The 16,721-nt window shown below is 65.8% G+C and carries 13 protein-coding genes and 1 pseudogene; 11 read left to right on the top strand and 3 right to left on the bottom strand.

Going from position 1 to position 16,721, the window contains the following annotated elements:
* Positions 1-137 precede the first annotated feature (137 nt).
* Both FVD38_RS14850 and FVD38_RS14845 read left to right on the top strand, forming a co-directional pair.
* On the top strand, positions 138-1,229 hold the full coding sequence (locus FVD38_RS14850) for a sensor histidine kinase (protein WP_147935523.1): 1,092 nt from the start codon (positions 138-140) through the stop codon (positions 1,227-1,229).
* Complete coding sequence (locus FVD38_RS14845) at positions 1,226-2,026, top strand: LytR/AlgR family response regulator transcription factor (RefSeq protein ID WP_147935522.1); 801 nt, start codon at positions 1,226-1,228, stop codon at positions 2,024-2,026. Before FVD38_RS14850 ends, FVD38_RS14845 begins: the two co-directional genes overlap by 4 nt.
* 13 nt (positions 2,027-2,039) lie before the next feature.
* Here FVD38_RS14845 and FVD38_RS26660 read toward each other — a convergent pair whose 3' ends face one another.
* From FVD38_RS26660 to FVD38_RS26655, 3 genes and pseudogenes are all read right to left on the bottom strand, one after another.
* On the bottom strand, positions 2,040-2,270 hold the full coding sequence (locus tag FVD38_RS26660; RefSeq protein ID WP_147935521.1) for a hypothetical protein: 231 nt from the start codon (positions 2,268-2,270) through the stop codon (positions 2,040-2,042).
* Positions 2,271-2,773: 503 nt separating this feature from the next.
* A complete protein-coding gene (locus tag FVD38_RS14835; RefSeq protein ID WP_147935520.1) occupies positions 2,774-3,166 on the bottom strand; it encodes a hypothetical protein in 393 nt (130 codons plus the stop codon).
* Positions 3,163-3,444 (bottom strand): annotated as a pseudogene (locus FVD38_RS26655) (DUF6973 domain-containing protein); the annotation flags it as partial. The gene FVD38_RS14835 and the pseudogene FVD38_RS26655, both read right to left, overlap by 4 nt.
* A 336-nt stretch (positions 3,445-3,780) precedes the next feature.
* On the opposite strand from FVD38_RS26655, the gene FVD38_RS14825 reads away from it, so the two are divergent.
* The 9 genes from FVD38_RS14825 to FVD38_RS14785 all read left to right on the top strand — a co-directional run bounded on the left by FVD38_RS14825 (position 3,781) and on the right by FVD38_RS14785 (position 16,715).
* Positions 3,781-4,569 carry a ferritin-like domain-containing protein gene (locus tag FVD38_RS14825; protein ID WP_147935519.1) on the top strand — a complete coding sequence of 263 codons (789 nt, stop codon included), beginning with the start codon at positions 3,781-3,783 and terminating at the stop codon, positions 4,567-4,569.
* On the top strand, positions 4,569-6,929 hold the full coding sequence (locus FVD38_RS14820) for a DNA polymerase II (protein ID WP_147935518.1): 2,361 nt from the start codon (positions 4,569-4,571) through the stop codon (positions 6,927-6,929). The genes FVD38_RS14825 and FVD38_RS14820 overlap by 1 nt, the downstream gene beginning before the upstream one ends.
* Positions 6,930-7,006: 77 nt before the next feature.
* On the top strand, positions 7,007-8,785 hold the full coding sequence (locus FVD38_RS14815; RefSeq protein WP_147935517.1) for an alkaline phosphatase D family protein: 1,779 nt from the start codon (positions 7,007-7,009) through the stop codon (positions 8,783-8,785).
* A gap of 232 nt (positions 8,786-9,017) precedes the next feature.
* Positions 9,018-10,427, top strand: coding sequence for a GntP family permease (locus FVD38_RS14810; RefSeq protein ID WP_147935516.1), 1,410 nt, complete (start codon positions 9,018-9,020; stop codon positions 10,425-10,427).
* A gap of 135 nt (positions 10,428-10,562) precedes the next feature.
* Positions 10,563-11,522 (top strand): chemotaxis protein, encoded by a 960-nt coding sequence (locus FVD38_RS14805; RefSeq protein WP_147935515.1) that lies wholly within the window; start codon positions 10,563-10,565, stop codon positions 11,520-11,522.
* 51 nt (positions 11,523-11,573) lie between these two features.
* On the top strand, positions 11,574-12,515 hold the full coding sequence (locus FVD38_RS14800) for a LysR family transcriptional regulator (protein ID WP_147935514.1): 942 nt from the start codon (positions 11,574-11,576) through the stop codon (positions 12,513-12,515).
* Between the two features lie 82 nt (positions 12,516-12,597).
* Positions 12,598-14,052 (top strand): efflux transporter outer membrane subunit, encoded by a 1,455-nt coding sequence (locus FVD38_RS14795; RefSeq protein ID WP_147935513.1) that lies wholly within the window; start codon positions 12,598-12,600, stop codon positions 14,050-14,052.
* Positions 14,053-14,069: 17 nt separating this feature from the next.
* Complete coding sequence (locus FVD38_RS14790; RefSeq protein ID WP_147935512.1) at positions 14,070-15,242, top strand: HlyD family secretion protein; 1,173 nt, start codon at positions 14,070-14,072, stop codon at positions 15,240-15,242.
* 15 nt (positions 15,243-15,257) lie between these two features.
* Entirely contained in the window at positions 15,258-16,715 is a 1,458-nt protein-coding gene (locus FVD38_RS14785; RefSeq protein WP_147935511.1) for an MFS transporter, read from the top strand.
* Positions 16,716-16,721: the final 6 nt, after the last annotated feature.

Raw genomic sequence — 16,721 nt, 5'->3', positions numbered from 1 at the left:
CGAGGTGCCGCCGCGAAGCGGCTTCGGTCGACGCCGGAGCCGCTTCGCGCCATCCTTTCTCCGGTTCGTCGCAACGCGGCTTGCCGGACACCCGCCTGCTGGGCACAATGGCTTAACTTTCAGTCAAGCGAGCCAGCATGTCCAGTCCCATCCGATCTCTCCTGCCTGCGCCGCGTTCTCGCCTGCGGCGCCTGCTGGCCGACCTGCCGCTGTCGATCGCGGTCAGTGCCGTGCTGGCGATCTTCATCGGCCTGGTGTCCGGGCACTTCGTCGAAAATCTGGTGGTGTCGATCGTCATCGGCATCGTTGCCTTCACCATCGTCAACGGCGGCCGGCTGCTATGGTGGGACCGGCGCGGCTGGGGCGTGCGCGAATGGGCGCCTTTCCTGGCGCTGGCCGTTGCGACGGCGCCGGTGGCGCACTTCACGGGCTTGCGCGTCGGCGGTATGATGCTCGGGATCCCCACGCCGACGCTGGCCGAGTATCCGACGCCCGCCCGCATGAGCATGGTCTTGTTCACCATGCTGGGCACCATGATGATGGTCGTCCTGGTGAGATACCGCGAGCGCCTGCGCCGCATCGAGGAAGAGCATGCTGCGGCAAGGCTGCGCGCCGAGATCATCGAGCGCCAGGCCCTGCAGGCGCAACTGCGTCTGCTGCAGGCCCAGATCGAGCCGCACATGCTGTTCAATACGCTGGCCAACCTGCAGGGCCTGATCGCCATCGACCCCGACCGCGCCAGCGAGATGCTCGACCAGCTGATCCAGTACCTGCGCGCCACCCTGAGCGTCTCGCGCGCCGAGAGCACGACCCTGGAGCAGGAATTCTCGGCGATGGACGCTTACCTGGGCCTGATGGGCGTGCGCATGGGTGAGCGGCTGGCCTATCGCATCGAGCTGCCGCCCGAACTGAAGACGGCGCGCCTGCCCACGATGTTGCTGCAACCGCTGGTGGAAAACGCGATCGTGCACGGGCTGGAGCCAAAGGTCGATGGCGGCGAGATCGTCGTCAAGGCCAGCGTGGCCGGCGACAGCCTGATGATCGAGGTATGCGACACCGGACTGGGCCTGATGCAGGTGTCTAGTCGGCGCGGAAGCGGGGTGGGCGTATCGACTACCCGCGAGCGTCTCGAGGCCTTGTACGGTGAACGCGCGACGATGTCCCTGACGCCAGCCTCGCCACAAGGCACGCTGGCCCGACTGACCCTTCCCCTGGAGACCACCGCATGACCCGCGCCCTGATTGCAGAAGACGAACCGATCCTCGCAGCTACCCTGGCCAAGACCTTGCAGGGATTGTGGCCGGAACTGGACATCGTGGGCAAGGCGCCGAATGGCCTCGTGGCGGTGGAGCAGGCGCTGGCGCTCCGTCCGGACGTGCTGTTCCTCGACATCCGCATGCCGGGCCAGACCGGGCTGGAGGCGGCCGAGGAACTGGCCGAGCGCTGGGAGGGGCCGCAGCCGTTCCCGCACATCGTGTTCGTGACCGCCTTCGACGACTACGCGGTCGAGGCTTTCGAGCGTGCCGCGGTCGACTACGTGCTCAAGCCGGTCAGCGCGGGGCGGCTGGGCAAGACGGTGGAGCGCCTGCGCGCGCTGGTCGATGCGCGGTATGCGCCAGCAGCGGGCGTCGCGGATGCGGACGCGCTGGGCCAGCTGCTCGGCCAGCTCCAGGCGCTGCTGCCGGCGGCAGCGTCAAGCGAGCGCCTGACCACCGTGCGGGCGGCGGTCGGCAACGTGGTGCGCATGATCCCGGTGGCGGACGTCGTGTTCTTCCAGGCGGTCGACAAGTACGTGAACGTGGCGACGGCGGACGGCGAGGCGCTGATCCGGGTGCCGCTGAAGGATTTACTGCCGCAGCTCGATCCGGACCGGTTCCGGCAGGTGAGCCGTAGCATGGTGGTGAATATGGCGTGCGTGATCAGTGCGGGGCGTGACGATATGGGCAAGGTGACCTTGAACCTGCGCGGGCGGGCGGACAAGCCGCGGGTGAGTCCCGTGTATGCGCATTTGTTCAGGCAGATGTAGGCTAGCTGTGACGCTACTCGACCTCCGGGAAGAACATCACGCTGTCGACGTCGCCATTGCTCTTGTCTGTCAAAAAGACCAGTAGGTAACCCTTTCCATACATACTTTCGACCGTAGTGGGTCCAACGAAATAAGCAGGGTTGGTGTCGTAGTCGTAGTAGCCGGTTGGTTCACCCAGCAGCGCTACAATCTCTTTTCTATGGTACGAGGTTACATCGTGTTTTTTCAGCAGCGATGCGGTCATTTCTCCTCGCTGCAGGTCTGTGGCGGTCGCCCATGTCTGAGCATTGAACTCACGCGCTCCCAATTTGCTGGCTTGATTCTCGACTGAGTTCCAGCAGCCCGCGAGTAGAATCGAAATCAATAACATTTGCGGCGGAGTTCGCATCTGGACATTTTACGGCCTGATTACTTTTCACTGGCCAGATCGCAAGGCGCAGACATAAAGTCGACCGAATAATTGGTTCGAGGCTGGCGCTGGGGTAATACTAAGGCCGATCACCTTGTTGTATAGATCCGTGGCCATTTCTCGTTGATCCAGGTTCCACTGAAGGCCTTGCTGCAGCAGTTCGACCGGAGGTGTTCCGGCAGGTCGACCGCAGCATGGTGGTAAATTCGGCGTGTGTGCTGAGCGAGGGCGATGACCTGGGCCAGGTGACCTTGAACCTGGTCGGCCGACCGGAAAATCCGCGGGGCAGCAAGATGTATGTGCATCTGCTCAGGCAAATGTGAAAGCTGTCAACTGCATCATTGGACCTCCGGATCGAAGAAAACTTTGTCTATCTTGCCGTTGTTCTTATTTGCCTCGAAAATTAGCAAATAGCCCTTGCCATACATATTCTTCACGGTGTCTGGCCCGACGACATAGACAATGTTCGAATCGTAGTCGTAGTATCCAGTTTGAGTACCAAGTAAGGCTTCGATGTCTTTTCGAGTGAAGTTCTTTGTGTCGTACTGATCCAGAAAGGAAGCTGTCATTTCTGCCCGCTCCACCTGCGATGCAGAGCCCCAAGCTGCTGGAGTAAACTTTCGTTGGCCAAGCTTTCTAGCTTGATCTTCAACCGAATTCAACCAGCATCCGGAAAGCGTGAGTATTGCCAACAGGATTGGACAGCATAAGCGCATCGTCGATCTCATCATGGAGCGACCTTGAGTTCACCGGAACGCATGGCGGCAGCGCACCGATCGCTGAGTATCTGGTCCGAACCACCTGCGCGTCCAATTTTTAAGCCGATGGCGTTGTTATGCATGTCCATTGCTTTTTCTTTAGCAGGATTTTCAGGGAAGGTTTCATGCGCCGTGGTATATCGGAGCGCATGCATGTATCCCAAGTCTCTGGATAGTATTGCAGACCAGAAGCAGTGGCGAAACGCATCGCCTGCGTCGTTCCAATTATTTCCACCAAATCGTCGTTGGGTCTCGTCGACTGCCTACTTGACGGCGGTCTTGATCACGTTGGCATTCTCAGGGTACATCAACAGATAGACACGCTCCTCGCTGTTCAAACGAGTGAGCTGATTAATTAGGGAGATGGGCATGCTGAGTGTCGGAGAGATTGACTGGCGACCAGTATTTCATGTGACCTGCGATTTGAATTGGCGAGAATCAAAAATGGAGTGAATCCTTGCTCGGTGAGAAAGATGGACATGTCGTCGCGCCGAAACCCGTGCTGGCCGCCCACCTCGCGCGGCAAGCACAGTGAGGATGGGACAATATTGAGTAAAATGCCGTCTTTCGCCAGAACAGATCACACGATGGAACTCCGCGCCGCCGCGCTGCACGCGCTGCTCGAAACCGATCCCGCAACCAAGGCCCACGCGGTCGCCGCATTGACTGCCGCCTGCCAGGCCGGGGACGTGCGCATCGACACCGGCATCGCGCTCGTCGCGTCCGCCGGCATCCCCGGCCGGCCGGTCCGTCCCGAACTGGTGCCTCCGCTGCAGGTCGGTCGCCGCTCGATGGGCACGCCCGAGGGCCGGGCCATGCTGGTCCACGCCCTCGCACACATCGAATTCAACGCCATCAACCTGGCTTTGGATGCGCTGTGGCGTTTCCATGGCATGCCGGAACAGTATTACCTCGACTGGCTGCGCGTGGCCGACGAAGAAGCGCTGCACTTCACGATGCTGAGCGCCCACCTGGCCACGCTCGGCTATGCCTACGGTGACTTCCCCGGCCACGACAGCCTGTGGGAGATGGTGGCCAAGACGAGTGATGACGTCATGGCGCGCATGGCGCTGGTGCCGCGCACCCTGGAGGCGCGCGGGCTCGATGCGATTCCGCCGCTGCGCAAGAAGATCGCCCAGGCCGGCGACCTGGCCGCGGCCCTGATCCTCGACCGGCTGCTGGTGGACGAAGTAGGGCACGTCGAGATCGGCAACCGCTGGTACTTCAGCCTGTGCGAGGAACGCGGTCTGGAGCCGATTGCCACCTACGACGAACTGACCGTGCGCTACAAGGCGCCCGTCCTCAAGGGACCGTTCAATATCGAAGGCCGGCGCCAGGCCGGCTTCACCGAGGCCGAGCTGCAGCGCTACCGCTGATGGAGACCGGCTTTCTCCTGACGCGCCACTGGCGCGACACCGCCGCCGGCTGCGAGGTCGAGTTCTGGCTCGCCACCGATGCCGGACCGCGCCGCCTGCGCCTGCCGGTACAAAAGCCGGTGGCTTTCATCCCGGAAGAGCAACGCGCCACCGTCGAGCAGTTGCTGGTCGATGAGCGCGGATGGGAGTTGCGGCCGCTGGATCTGCTCGATTTTCGCCACCGGCCGGTCGCCGGCCTGTATTGCCGCAAATACCGCCAGCTGATGCGCATCGAAAAGCAGCTGCGCCAGCACGGTCTCGACGTATTCGAGGGTGACGTGCGTCCGCCCGAACGCTACCTGATGGAGCGCTTCATCACGGCGCCGGTGAGTTTTGGCGGCACGCCGGTCGACGGCGATCCGCTGTTGCTGGTCGATGCTGTCCTGAAGCCGGCACCCGGCTACCGGCCGGCGATCCGCACGGTCTCGCTCGACATCGAGACCACCTTCCAGGGCGAGCTGCGCTCGATCGGGCTCGAAGGATGCGGCCAGCGCCAGGTCTATATGCTCGGGCCACCCAATGGAGAGGATGGTGAACGGGATTTTGAACTCGAATACTGCGACACCCGCCTCGCACTGCTCGACCGGCTGGAGGAGTGGTTCATCCGCCACGACCCCGACGCCATCATCGGCTGGAACCTGATCCAGTTCGACATGCGGGTGCTGCAAAAGCACGCCGACCGTTTCAATCGCCCGCTGCGCCTGGGCCGCGACGGCAGCGCGATCGAGTGGCGCGAGCATGGCGGCAAGCAGGAACACTACTTCATCTGCATCGCCGGCCGCCTGGTCATCGACGGCATCGACGCCCTGCATTCGGCCACCTGGAGCTTCCCGTCCTTCAGTCTCGAGAACGTGTCGCGCTCCCTGCTGGGCGAAGGCAAGGCGATCGACAACCCGCACGACCGCATGGCCGAGATCGATCGCATGTTCGCCGAGGACAAGCCGGCGCTGGCCTGGTATAACCTCAAGGATTGCGAGCTGGTCACGCGCATCTTCGATAAAACGAAGCTGATGGCCTTCCTGCTGGAGCGCGCCAGCGTGACCGGGCTGGCGGCCGATCGCAGCGGCGGTTCGGTGGCGGCGTTCGAGCACCTGTACATGCCGCTGCTGCACCGCCAGGGCCGGGTATCACCCAATATCGGCGACGTCGCCGGCGCCGACAGTCCCGGCGGCTTCGTGATGGATTCGCGTTCGGGCCTCTACGACTCGGTGCTGGTGCTGGACTACAAAAGCCTGTATCCGTCGATCATCCGAACCTTCCTGATCGATCCGCTCGGCCTGGTCGAGGGCTTGCGCGAGCCCGAGGAAGCCACGGTGCCGGGCTATCGCGGCGGACGCTTTTCGCGCACCAGGCACTGCCTGCCCGGCATCGTGACCCAGGTCTGGGCCGGCCGCGAAGCCGCAAAGAAGGACAGCAATGCGCCGCTGTCGCAGGCGCTGAAGATCATCATGAATGCCTTCTACGGCGTGCTCGGCACCACCGGCTGCCGCTTCTTCGACCCGCGCCTGGCCTCGTCGATCACGATGCGCGGCCATGACATCATGCACCGCACGCGCGAACTGATCGAGGAGCAGGGCTACCAGGTGATCTACGGCGACACCGATTCGACCTTCGTCTGGCTGGGGCGCGAACATGCCGAAGACGATGCGCGCCGCATCGGGCAGGCCCTGGTCGACCACGTCAACGGCTGGTGGCGCACGCATCTGCAGGCCGAACTGGGCATCGAGAGCGCGCTCGAACTGGAGTACGACGTGCACTTTCGCCGCTTCCTGATGCCGACCGTGCGTGGTTCCGACGAAGGGAGCAAGAAGCGCTACGCCGGCCTGGCGGCAACCAGGGACGGCGGCGAGGAGATGGTCTATAAAGGCCTGGAGACGGTGCGCACCGACTGGACGCCGCTCGCGCAGACCTTCCAGCAGGGCCTCTATGAGCGCATCTTCAAGGGCCAGCCCTATGAAGACTATGTGCGCGAGCTGGTTGCGCGCATGTTGCGCGGCGAATGCGACGACGACCTCGTCTACCGCAAGCGCCTGCGCCGGCCACTGGAGGAGTACCAGCGCAACGTCCCGCCGCACGTGCGCGCGGCGCGCATGGCCGACGAGCACCACCTGCGCCATGGCCGCACCGCGCTGTACCGCAAGGGCGGCTGGATCCGCTACGTGATGACCTTGAACGGCCCCGAGCCGATGGAAGCCCGCCACGGGGCCATCGACTACGAACACTACCTCACGCGCCAGCTCGAACCGGTGGCCGACGCCATCCTGCCCTTCCTGGGCGACAGCTTCGCCAATCTCACCAGCCCGCAGCAAACCCTGTTCTAGGCCGCGCTTCGCCCTGTCATGCCTCGGAAATATCGGCTCGCTAGACTGCCGACACATTTTCAACAGGGAGGTGGCAAGTGGATCGTCGGAGCTTCTTACGCAGTAGCGCATATTTCACCGTCGCCAGCGCCGGCGGCCTGCTGGCCGCTTGCGGCGGCTCGGACGACACACCGCCGCAGGGCAGCTTCAGCTTCCCGCTGGGCGTCGCCAGCGGCGATCCGAAGGAGGGCAGCATCGTATTCTGGACCCGCTGCGCGCCAAAGAGCGGCAGCGAAGAAGTCGAGCTTCAGCTCGAGGTGGCGACGGATGCGGCATTCACCCAGGTCACCGGCGTGGTGGAGCTGAGGGCGGTGCCGACCTACGACCACACGGTCCGTGCCAAGCTCACCGGCCTGGCCCCGGCCACCCGCTATTACTACCGCTTCCGCGCCGGCGCCGACCTGAGCCCGGTGGGCCAGGCCAAAACCGCACCAAGCGCCGCCAGCACCCCAGCGCAGATGCGCTTCGCCTGGATGACCTGCCAGGACTGGAGCGTCAATCACTGGGCCGCGATGGGCATGCTGGCGGCCGAGGAGCTCGATTTCATCGTCCACCTGGGCGACTACGTCTACGAGACGGTCGGCGCCGACTTCCAGTCCGGCCGCGCCGAGCCGGCCCATGCGCGCATCAACCTGCCCGATGGCGTGAGGATCGAAGGCGGCGGGATTTACGCCAACACCCTGGCCGACTACCGCACCCTGTACCGCACCTATCGCGGCGACGCGCGCCTGCAGGCGCTGCACGCCAAGTGCCCGATGATCGTGATCTGGGACGACCATGAATTCTCGGACGATTGCTGGCAAGACCACCAGACCTACGACAACGCCAACCAGCAGCAGACCTCGCGCCGCCGCAACGCCACCCAGGCCTGGGCCGAGTACATGCCGATCGACTGGGGCGACGTCTCGTTCGACCTGAACAAGGCCGGCTACGACAATATCCGCATTTACCGCGACTTCCGCTTCGGCACCCTGATGCACCTGGTGATGACCGACCAGCGGCTGTACCGCGACGACCACGTGGTCAATGAAGCGGCCTACGCCAGCATGCTGCAAGGCGACCCGGTGAACGGCGACGATTCGATCGGCTCGCGCTACTTCGTGCCGCAGCCGCTGTTGGCGCAGTTCGAGGCAGGCGCCAAGGCGGCGCTGGGCCGCAATCCGGGCTTGCTCGGACCGACGCAGACCCAGTGGTGGAAGGACACCATGAAGGGCTCGACGGCGACCTGGAAAGTGTGGGGTAATGAAGTGACCCTCAACCGCATGTGGCTCGACATGCGCACCCTGGCGCCGGCGCCGTACAACAACCTGTATATCGTGAACGCCGACGGCTGGGACGGGTTCCCGTCCTACCGCGCCGAGATGCTGGGCCACCTGGCCAGCAACGACGTGAAGAACGTGGTGGCGATCACGGGCGACCTGCACGCCTTCCAGTGCGGCGTGATCTACGACAGCAACGACCCGCGTAGCGGCCGTCCGGTGGCGGTGGACTTCGTCAGTGCAGGCATCAGCAGCTCGTCGTTCTACCAGTACCTGCGGGCCGGCGCCGGCAGCACGCCGCTGGCGCCGCTGGTGGCCACGCCGCAGGGCTTCGACCAGGTGCTGCGCGCGAACAATCCGGCCTTCGCCTATGCCGATCACGATGCCCAGGGCTATGCGGTGGCGACCGTGACCCCGGCATCCTTCAGCGTGGTGTTCACCAAGGTCAAGCCGCTGGACGCCAATGGCGCCGCGCCGAGCGCGCCGCTGGCCAAGCGCACCCGCATCACGCTGGCCAGTGGCTCGACGACGCCGCGGGTCGAGGACAACGTTGCCTAGTAGGCGCCGTCGTTACTGCCACTGGCAGTAACGACTCCCCGCGCAGGCGGGGACCCAAGTTTGCTTGCGCTGTCGATATGCGTGCAAACTTGGGTTCCCGCCTGCGCGGGAACGACGTGGCTTGCCGATGCTGCCTGCATAAGCATGCGCCGCATCGGCGCAAATGCTGGCCCAAGGCCGCGCTCCTTTTCTATAATGATGACGTCTTTACACGCCATCACATGGAGTCGACTTGTCCTTCCTGATCGTCCTGGCCGCACTGACCTTCCTGATGTTCGCCGCCTACCGCGGCTACAGCGTCATCCTGTTTGCGCCGGTCGCCGCTCTCGGCGCCGTGCTGCTCACCGACCCGGCGCAGGTCGCCCCGGTCTTTTCCGGCATCTTCATGGAAAAGATGGTCGGTTTCGTCAAGCTGTACTTCCCGGTGTTCATGCTCGGCGCGGTGTTCGGCAAGGTGATCGAACTATCCGGCTTTTCCGAGTCCATCGTGGCGGCCGCGATCCGCTACATCGGCGCGGCGCGCGCCAATGCCGTCATCGTCGCCGTATGCGCCTTGCTCACCTATGGCGGCGTGTCGCTGTTCGTGGTCGTCTTCGCGGTGTATCCATTCGCGGCCGAACTCTATCGCCAGAGCGACATTCCCAAGCGCCTGCTGCCGGGGGCGATCGCGCTGGGCGCTTTTTCGTTCACGATGGATGCCTTGCCCGGCACCCCGCAGATCCAGAACATCATCCCGACCACCTTCTTCCAGACTACCTCGTGGGCGGCGCCGGTGCTGGGCACCGTGGGCGCGCTGTTCATCCTGGCGGTCGGGCTGACTTACCTGGAATGGCGCCGCCGCACCGCCGCCGCCAAAGGGGAGGGCTACGGCACCTCGCTGGTGAACGAACCGGAACGGGTGGACACGGGCGCCGGCGGCTTGCCGCATCCGCTGCTGGCGGTGGCGCCGCTGTTGCTGGTGGGCGTGGCCAACTTCGTCTTCACCCGCATGATTCCGATCTGGTACGGCGGCGACAGCCACACGGTGCCGCCTGAGATCCTGCCGGGCATCTCGACGCCGGTAACGACGACGATCAAGACCGTGACCGCGATCTGGGCGGTGCAGGCGGCACTGCTGCTGGGGATCCTGTTCGTGATCGCGACCGCATTCGGACGGGTGGCCAAGCGCTTTGCCGACGGCAGCAAGGCGGCGGTGGGCGGCGCGCTGCTGGCGGCGATGAATACGGCCTCGGAATACGGCTTTGGCGGCGTGATCGCGGCGTTGCCGGGCTTCCTGGTGGTGAGCGATGCGCTGCGCAGCATCCCGAATCCGCTGGTGAACGCGGCGGTCTCGGTCAGCTCGCTGGCCGGCATCACCGGCTCGGCCTCGGGCGGCATGAGCATCGCACTGGCGGCGATGTCCGATGTCTTCATCCGCGGCGCCGATAGCGCGGGGATCCCGCTGGAGGTGATGCATAGGGTCGTGGCGATGGCCAGCGGCGGCATGGACACGCTGCCGCACAACGGCGCCGTGATCACCTTGCTGGCCGTCACCGGGCTGACCCACCGCGAAGCCTACCGCGACATCTTCGCCGTCACCATGATCAAGACGGCGGCGGTATTTGTTGTCATCGGCGTATATTACTTAACTGGCCTCGTGTGACAATCCGTGGTTTTTTTGCACTGGTTCCGGCAAAATCAGCAAGGCTCGTGCGTCGTATTGACCCAAGAAAGAGCCGCACGACTACAATGACTTCCGCAACGGTTTCCGTACAGCACTATTAATCCAGGATGGAACATGAAATCGGTACAACAAGAAGTCGACGAACGCAGCAACCTGACCGGCACCAATAAATTCGAATTGCTGTTGTTCCGCCTGGGCGGTGACGAGCAGGGCAACCATAACGAGCTGTTCGGCATCAACGTCTTCAAGATCCGCGAGATCGTGGCCATGCCCGAAATCACGGCGGTGGCCGGCGCGCCGCGCCACGTGCTGGGCGTGGTCAACCTGCGTGGCCAGATCATCCAGGTGCTCGACCTGCCGGGCATCACCGGCGTCAAGCCCAAGACCGGCCTGAACATCATGCTGGTGACCGAGTTCGCGCGCACCACCCAGGCTTTCGCCGTCGAGAGCGTCGAAGAAATCGTGCGCCTGGACTGGAGCCAGGTGATGACCGCCGAGCACAGTGCCGGCAGCGGCATGGTGACCAGCATCGCGCGCCTGCCCGAGCAGGACGGCCAGCCGGCACGCCTGGCCCAGGTACTGGACGTCGAGACGATCCTCCGCAACCTGAACCCGACCCAGGAGCGCGAGAACATGGAACAGGCAGTGGGCGCCAAGATCTCGATCAAGCCGGGTTCCGTGATCCTGGCGGCCGACGACTCGGTGGTGGCGCGCGCGCTGATCGAGCAGGGCCTGGACGCGATGGGCCTGCCCTACATCATGACCAAGAGCGGCAAGGAAGCCTGGGACCAGTTGGGCACGATCGCCGCCGCGGCCGAAGCCGAAGGCCGCACCGTGTACGACCGCGTGGCCATGGTGCTGACCGACCTCGAGATGCCCGAGATGGACGGCTTCACGCTTACCCGCAACATCAAGTCGAGCAACCGCTTCGGCAACCTGCCGGTCGTGATCCACTCGTCGCTGTCGGGCAGCACCAACGAGGAACACGTCAAGAACGTGCGCGCCGACGCCTATGTCGCCAAGTTCTCGGCCGAAGACCTGTCGCGCACGCTGCGCAAGGTGCTGGGCGGCTGAGCCGGCCTCCAGGGGATCACGTGCTAGTTGCCGCAATGATATGATGCGGCCGTGATCCCCGACCTTTCCCAATTACTGATCCTCGACAGCCTCCTGCGCGAGGGCAGCCTCACCCGCACCGCCGAACTGCTCGGCATGACCCAGCCCACCGTCAGCCGCGCGCTGGCCAAGCTGCGGCGCCATTTCGGCGACCCGCTGTTGGTGCGTTCGGGCCAGCGCATGCAGCCCACCGCGCGCGCGCTCGAGCTGGCCGGTCCGGTGGCGGCGGTGCTGGACGCGGCGCGCCAGCTCGAAGGCGGCCCGGCCGCATTCGATCCGCTCACCGCCACCCGTTCCTTCGGCCTGTACATGGTCGACGGCGCGGTGGTGAACATCCTGCCGCAACTGCTCGATGGGCTGGCGAAGCTGGAAAACGGCGCCGCCGGCCTGCAGCTGCGCAGTGTGCACATCGATCCGGGCTCGCTCGAAGCCCAGCTCGAACGCGGCCACATCGACCTGGCCATCGGCCGCTTTCCGCACCTGCTCAACAACATCCGCCAGCGCAAGCTGTGGGACGACGAATACGCCTGCCTGATGCGGCGCGGCCATCCCTGGGCCGATCAACTCGATCGCGACGCCTGGCTGACCCACCGCCACGTGCTGATCGAGATGGAGCATACGAGCCACCACAACGTGGCCGTGACCCGCAAGCTCGAGACGCTGCTGGAACCCACGCGCATCCTGTGCCACGTGCCGAGTTTCACCTCGGCCGCCCACATCGCGCTGCATACCGACGCCATCGCCACCATCCCGCTGCGCCTGGCGCGGCCGCTGGCGCGCGACCTTGGCCTGGTGCTGGCGCCCATGCCGGTCGAGCTGCCGCCGCTGCAGCTGGCGCTGTACTGGCACGAGCGCAGCCATCGCGACCCGGCCAACCGCTGGCTGCGCGAGTTCGTGCTCACGACACTCACCAATACGCTAGGCGCGGAGGACGGTTATGCAGAATCTGCATAATCCCCATGCCGCTTACGGCATGGCCTAAATAACTCAGAGCAACTATGCTTCGGCTATTCAGTATTCTTTGCCGAGGCACACCATGCTTCCATCTCTTCCCACGCCATGCCGGTTATCGACCCGCCTGGCGCTTGTTTCTGCGATGCTCGTTCTCAGTGGTTGCGTGTCGATGGGTGCGCAGCCGCAATTGGCCGGCCTGAATCAGGACGCGACTACGAATTCATCGCGCGCTATTGGGTCGTTGGCGACTGAGACCGCCGACTGGCCAGCCCAGGATTGGTGGCGCGCCTATGGCGATTCCCAGCTCGACCAGCTGGTGGCGAATGCACGCGATGCCAGCCCGACGATTGCCGGCGCGCTCGCGCGGGTGCGCCAGGCGGCGGCCCTCGAGGGTCTGGCCGCAGCGAGCCTGGGGCCGCAGGCCAATGCCTCGGTCCGTTCCGCGCGCCAGCGCTACAGCGAAAACGGCAGCGTGCCCAAGCCATTGGCCGGCAGCTGGCAGTGGGTCAACGACGCCAGCGTCAACCTGAATTATGAACTCGATTTCTGGGGCAAGAACGCAGCGGGCGTGACCGCCGCCGCCGGCCGCGTCAATGCGCGCCGGGCCGAAGCCCAGGCCGCGCGCCTTGCCGTATCGACGGCCGTGGTGCAGGCCTATCTGCGTCTGGACCACCTGTACGCCCAGCGCGACCTGGCCGAGCGCGAGCTGCGCCAGAGAAGCCGCATCCTCGAGCTGGTGCAGCAGCGGGTCTCCGCCCAGCTCGACAGCAAGGCGGAGCTCAAGCAGGCCGAGATCGGCGTGCCGTCCGCGCGCGGCCAGATCGCGGCGCTGGACGAGGCCATCGCGCTGACCCGCGGCCAGATCGCTGCCCTGGGCGGGCAGGGCCAGGACGCGGCCATATCGATCGCCCGTCCGCAACTGCGCCTGGACCGTCCGGCGGCGGCGCCGGTCGATATTCCGGCCGCGCTGCTGGGCCGTCGGCCGGAACTGGTCGCCCTGCGCTGGCAGGTCGAAGCGGCCAGCGGAGAGATCGACGTCGCCAAAGCGCAGTTCTATCCAACCGTGAACCTGAGCGTGTCCGGCGGCCTGGCAAGCCTGGGCTTCGACCGCCTGCTGCAGGGCGGCAGCCGCAGCTTCGCCGCCGGCCCGCTGGTGACCCTGCCGCTGCTCGACGGCGGCCGGCTGCGCAGCAATCTCGCGGCGCGCAATGCCGAATTCGACGTTGCGGTCGAGACCTACAACGCCGCCGTGGTCGAGGCGCTGCGTGACGTGACGGCGCAACTGACGTCGCTGCGCTGGCTGGGCGAACGGGTGCGCGAGCAGGACCTGGCATTGGGCGCGGCCGAGCAGGCCTACGACCTGGCCGAGCAGCGTTATCGCGCGGGCCTGGGCAACTTCGTGCAGGTGCTGATCGCAGAGACCCAGGTGGTGGCCCAGCGCCGCGCCCAGGCCGACCTGGACGCCCGCGCCTACGAGCTGGACGTGAACCTGGTGCGCGCACTGGGTGGCGGCTACCAGGCTCTGGCCGTACATTGATCAATCGAGAGAACGCCATGGACCCCAAGAATACCAACAACGCTCCCCAGGGCCGCCGCAAGATCGCGATCGGCCTGACCGTCTCCGTGCTGGCCGCCGCCGCCGGCATCGCCTGGTCCTCGCCCGAGGTGCTCGGCATCGGCTGGAACAGCCAGCACACCGAAGACGCCTATGTCGAGGGCAACCTGGTGCAGGTGACGCCGCAAGTCGGCGGCACCGTGACCCGCATCGCGGCCGACAACACCGATTTCGTGCGGCCCGGCGAGGTGCTGGTGCAACTGAACGAAGTCGACGCGCGCCTGGCCCAGGACCGCGCCGAGGCAGCGCTGTCCAAATCGGCGCGCCAGGTGCGGGCGCAGTTCGCGGGCGTCGAGCAGTTGCGCGCGACGGTTGCCCAGCGCGAGGCGGATCTCGGCAAGGCCACCAGCGACCTGGAACGCCGGCGCAAGCTGGCCGACACCGGCGCGGTCTCGGGCGAGGATATTCGCCACGCTCAAGACGCCGTGGCCGCTGCGCGCGCCGCCTTGACGGCCGCGCGCCAGCAGGTCGGCTCGGCCCTGGCCATGGTCGACGGCACCACGGTCGAAAGCCATCCCGACGTACTGGCCGCGATCGCCCAGCTGCGCGACGCCTCGCTGGGCCTGGCGCGCACCACGCTGGCCGCGCCGGTGGGCGGCATCGTCGCCCGCCGCAACGTCCAGATCGGCCAGCGCGTGGCGCAGGGCACGCCCCTGATGGCGATCGTGCCGCTGGACCAGATGTGGGTCACCGCCAACCTGAAAGAAACCCAGCTCAAGGACGTGCGCATCGGCCAGCCGGTTGCGGTCACCTCCGATGTGTACGGCAAGGACGTCGTCTTCCATGGCCGCGTGGTCGGCCAGGAAGCCGGCACCGGCAGCGCCTTCGCGGCGGTCCCGGCGCAGAACGCGACCGGTAACTGGATCAAGGTGGTGCAGCGGGTGCCGGTACGCATCGCGCTCGATCCGGCCGACCTGGCGCGCCACCCGCTGCGCCTGGGCCTGTCGATGAAGGTGGCAATCGACACCACTGGCAAGCAGGGCCCGAGCCTGATGCAGGCCGGCGCCGTGCGCCAGCAGTACAAGACCGTCGTGTTCGAGACCGAGTCGCATGGCGCCGAGGAGGCGATCCGGCGCGCGCTCGGCCATCCGGGCGCGGTGGCGTCGCGTTGATGGAAAGGGCCGGCGATGAACGCCCCCACTAGTGTAAGCATTCCGCGTCCGGCCTTGCTGGCCGGGATCTTCGTCTTCAATTTCATCGAGTTCCTCTCGACGGGCATGACGGTGTTCGCGGCCCCGGCCATCATGGGCCACATCGGCGCCTCGCCCGAGGAATACGCAACCGTCTCGGCCCTGTACGCGGCGGTGGCGGTGCTGTCGATCTCTCAGCTGACGGTGCTGGTGCAGCGCCTCGGCTGGCGCAACTACCTGCTCGGCGGCGTGGTGTTCTACATGCTCGGCGCCTGGCTCTGCGCGGGCAGCGGCAGCGTGGCCGCCTTCGCCGGCGGCCGGCTGTTGATGGCCATGGGCGGCGGCGTGTTCATGACGGCCTCGCGCATGATGGTGAATCTGATACCGCCGTCGCCCCAGCGCCTGCAGGGCATCGCGGCATTCGGGAGCGCGCTGTCGCTCGGCCTGGCGCTCGGCCCCCTGGCCGCGGCGAAGTTCGTCGGGCACGAGGCCTGGGGCGGCATGTTCCTGCTGCTGGCGGCGCTGGCCGCGATCGGCGCCGGCATCGCGGCGCGCTGGCTGCCGGTGGGCGCGGACACGCTGGACGGCACCCCGACGCGCCTCTACGTGCCGGATGCGATCCTGCTCGGCGGCGGCGCCGCGATCACGCTGTACGCCCTGCAGCACCTGACTTATGACTGGCATGGCGGCGAACGCGCCGCGCTGCTGGGCCACCTGGCGCTGGGCCTTGGCTTGCTGCTGGCCTTCGGCCTGCTCAAGGCGCGCCGCCGCGAACCGTTCCTGCACCTGAACATCCTGGCCAGCGCGCGCTACCGCCTGGGCCTGATCATCTTCGCGGTCTGCTACGCGGTGCTCGGGATGGTCAATACCCTGTTGCCGCTGGCGGTACAGAAGGGCCTGGGCATGGGGCTGGAACAGGCGGGCGTGCTGCAGGGCGTCGGCCTGCTGTCGACGTTCGTCGTGTTCACGGTGATGCTGCAGCTGGTCAAGCGCAATCCGCATCCGACCCGGTTCTTCGTGACCGGCTTCCTGATGCTGGCGGCGCTGGGCTGGCGCTTCGCGACCCTCGATCCGCGCGCCGACGCCTGGGACACGGTGATGCTGTGGCTTGGCCTGTTCGGCGGCTTCCTGACGCTCGGCATGGCCACCGCCGCGATCCACTCGTTCAAGGATCTGCAGGCCGACAACGTGGTGTTCGCGCATGCCCAGCAACTGAAGAACATGCTGGGCCAGGTGGGCCTGGCGCTGGGCGTCGGCGTGACCAATGTCGCGCTGCAGGAGCGCACGGCGCTGCACTCGTCGCGGCTGGCCGAGAAGTCGACCGCGCTTCTGGATGGCGGCGCCGAGATGGCGCGCCAGGCCGGCCTGCTCGCGGGGCAGGACCTGTTCTGGGTCGTGATGTGGGTGGGCCTGGTGGGGGCCGTGCTGCTGGCGATGCAGCGCCGGTTCGACTGACTGGCG

The organism is Massilia arenae, from assembly GCF_008014745.1.
Classification (GTDB): Bacteria; Pseudomonadota; Gammaproteobacteria; order Burkholderiales; family Burkholderiaceae_D; genus Telluria; species Telluria arenae.
Note: the sequence above shows the minus strand (reverse complement) of the source record. Positions and strands in the feature narration are given on the sequence as shown.

Bases quoted from the DNA above. Each gene is read 5' to 3' on its own strand.
- FVD38_RS14850 (WP_147935523.1), top strand. From the start codon at position 138: ATGTCCAGTCCCATCCGATCTCTCCTGCCTGCGCCGCGTTCTCGCCTG.
- FVD38_RS14845 (WP_147935522.1), top strand. From the start codon at position 1,226: ATGACCCGCGCCCTGATTGCAGAAGACGAACCGATCCTCGCAGCTACC.
- FVD38_RS26660 (WP_147935521.1), bottom strand. From the start codon at position 2,270: ATGACCGCATCGCTGCTGAAAAAACACGATGTAACCTCGTACCATAGA.
- FVD38_RS14835 (WP_147935520.1), bottom strand. From the start codon at position 3,166: ATGATGAGATCGACGATGCGCTTATGCTGTCCAATCCTGTTGGCAATA.
- FVD38_RS14825 (WP_147935519.1), top strand. From the start codon at position 3,781: ATGGAACTCCGCGCCGCCGCGCTGCACGCGCTGCTCGAAACCGATCCC.
- FVD38_RS14820 (WP_147935518.1), top strand. From the start codon at position 4,569: ATGGAGACCGGCTTTCTCCTGACGCGCCACTGGCGCGACACCGCCGCC.
- FVD38_RS14805 (WP_147935515.1), top strand. From the start codon at position 10,563: ATGAAATCGGTACAACAAGAAGTCGACGAACGCAGCAACCTGACCGGC.
- FVD38_RS14795 (WP_147935513.1), top strand. From the start codon at position 12,598: ATGCTTCCATCTCTTCCCACGCCATGCCGGTTATCGACCCGCCTGGCG.
- FVD38_RS14790 (WP_147935512.1), top strand. From the start codon at position 14,070: ATGGACCCCAAGAATACCAACAACGCTCCCCAGGGCCGCCGCAAGATC.
- FVD38_RS14785 (WP_147935511.1), top strand. From the start codon at position 15,258: ATGAACGCCCCCACTAGTGTAAGCATTCCGCGTCCGGCCTTGCTGGCC.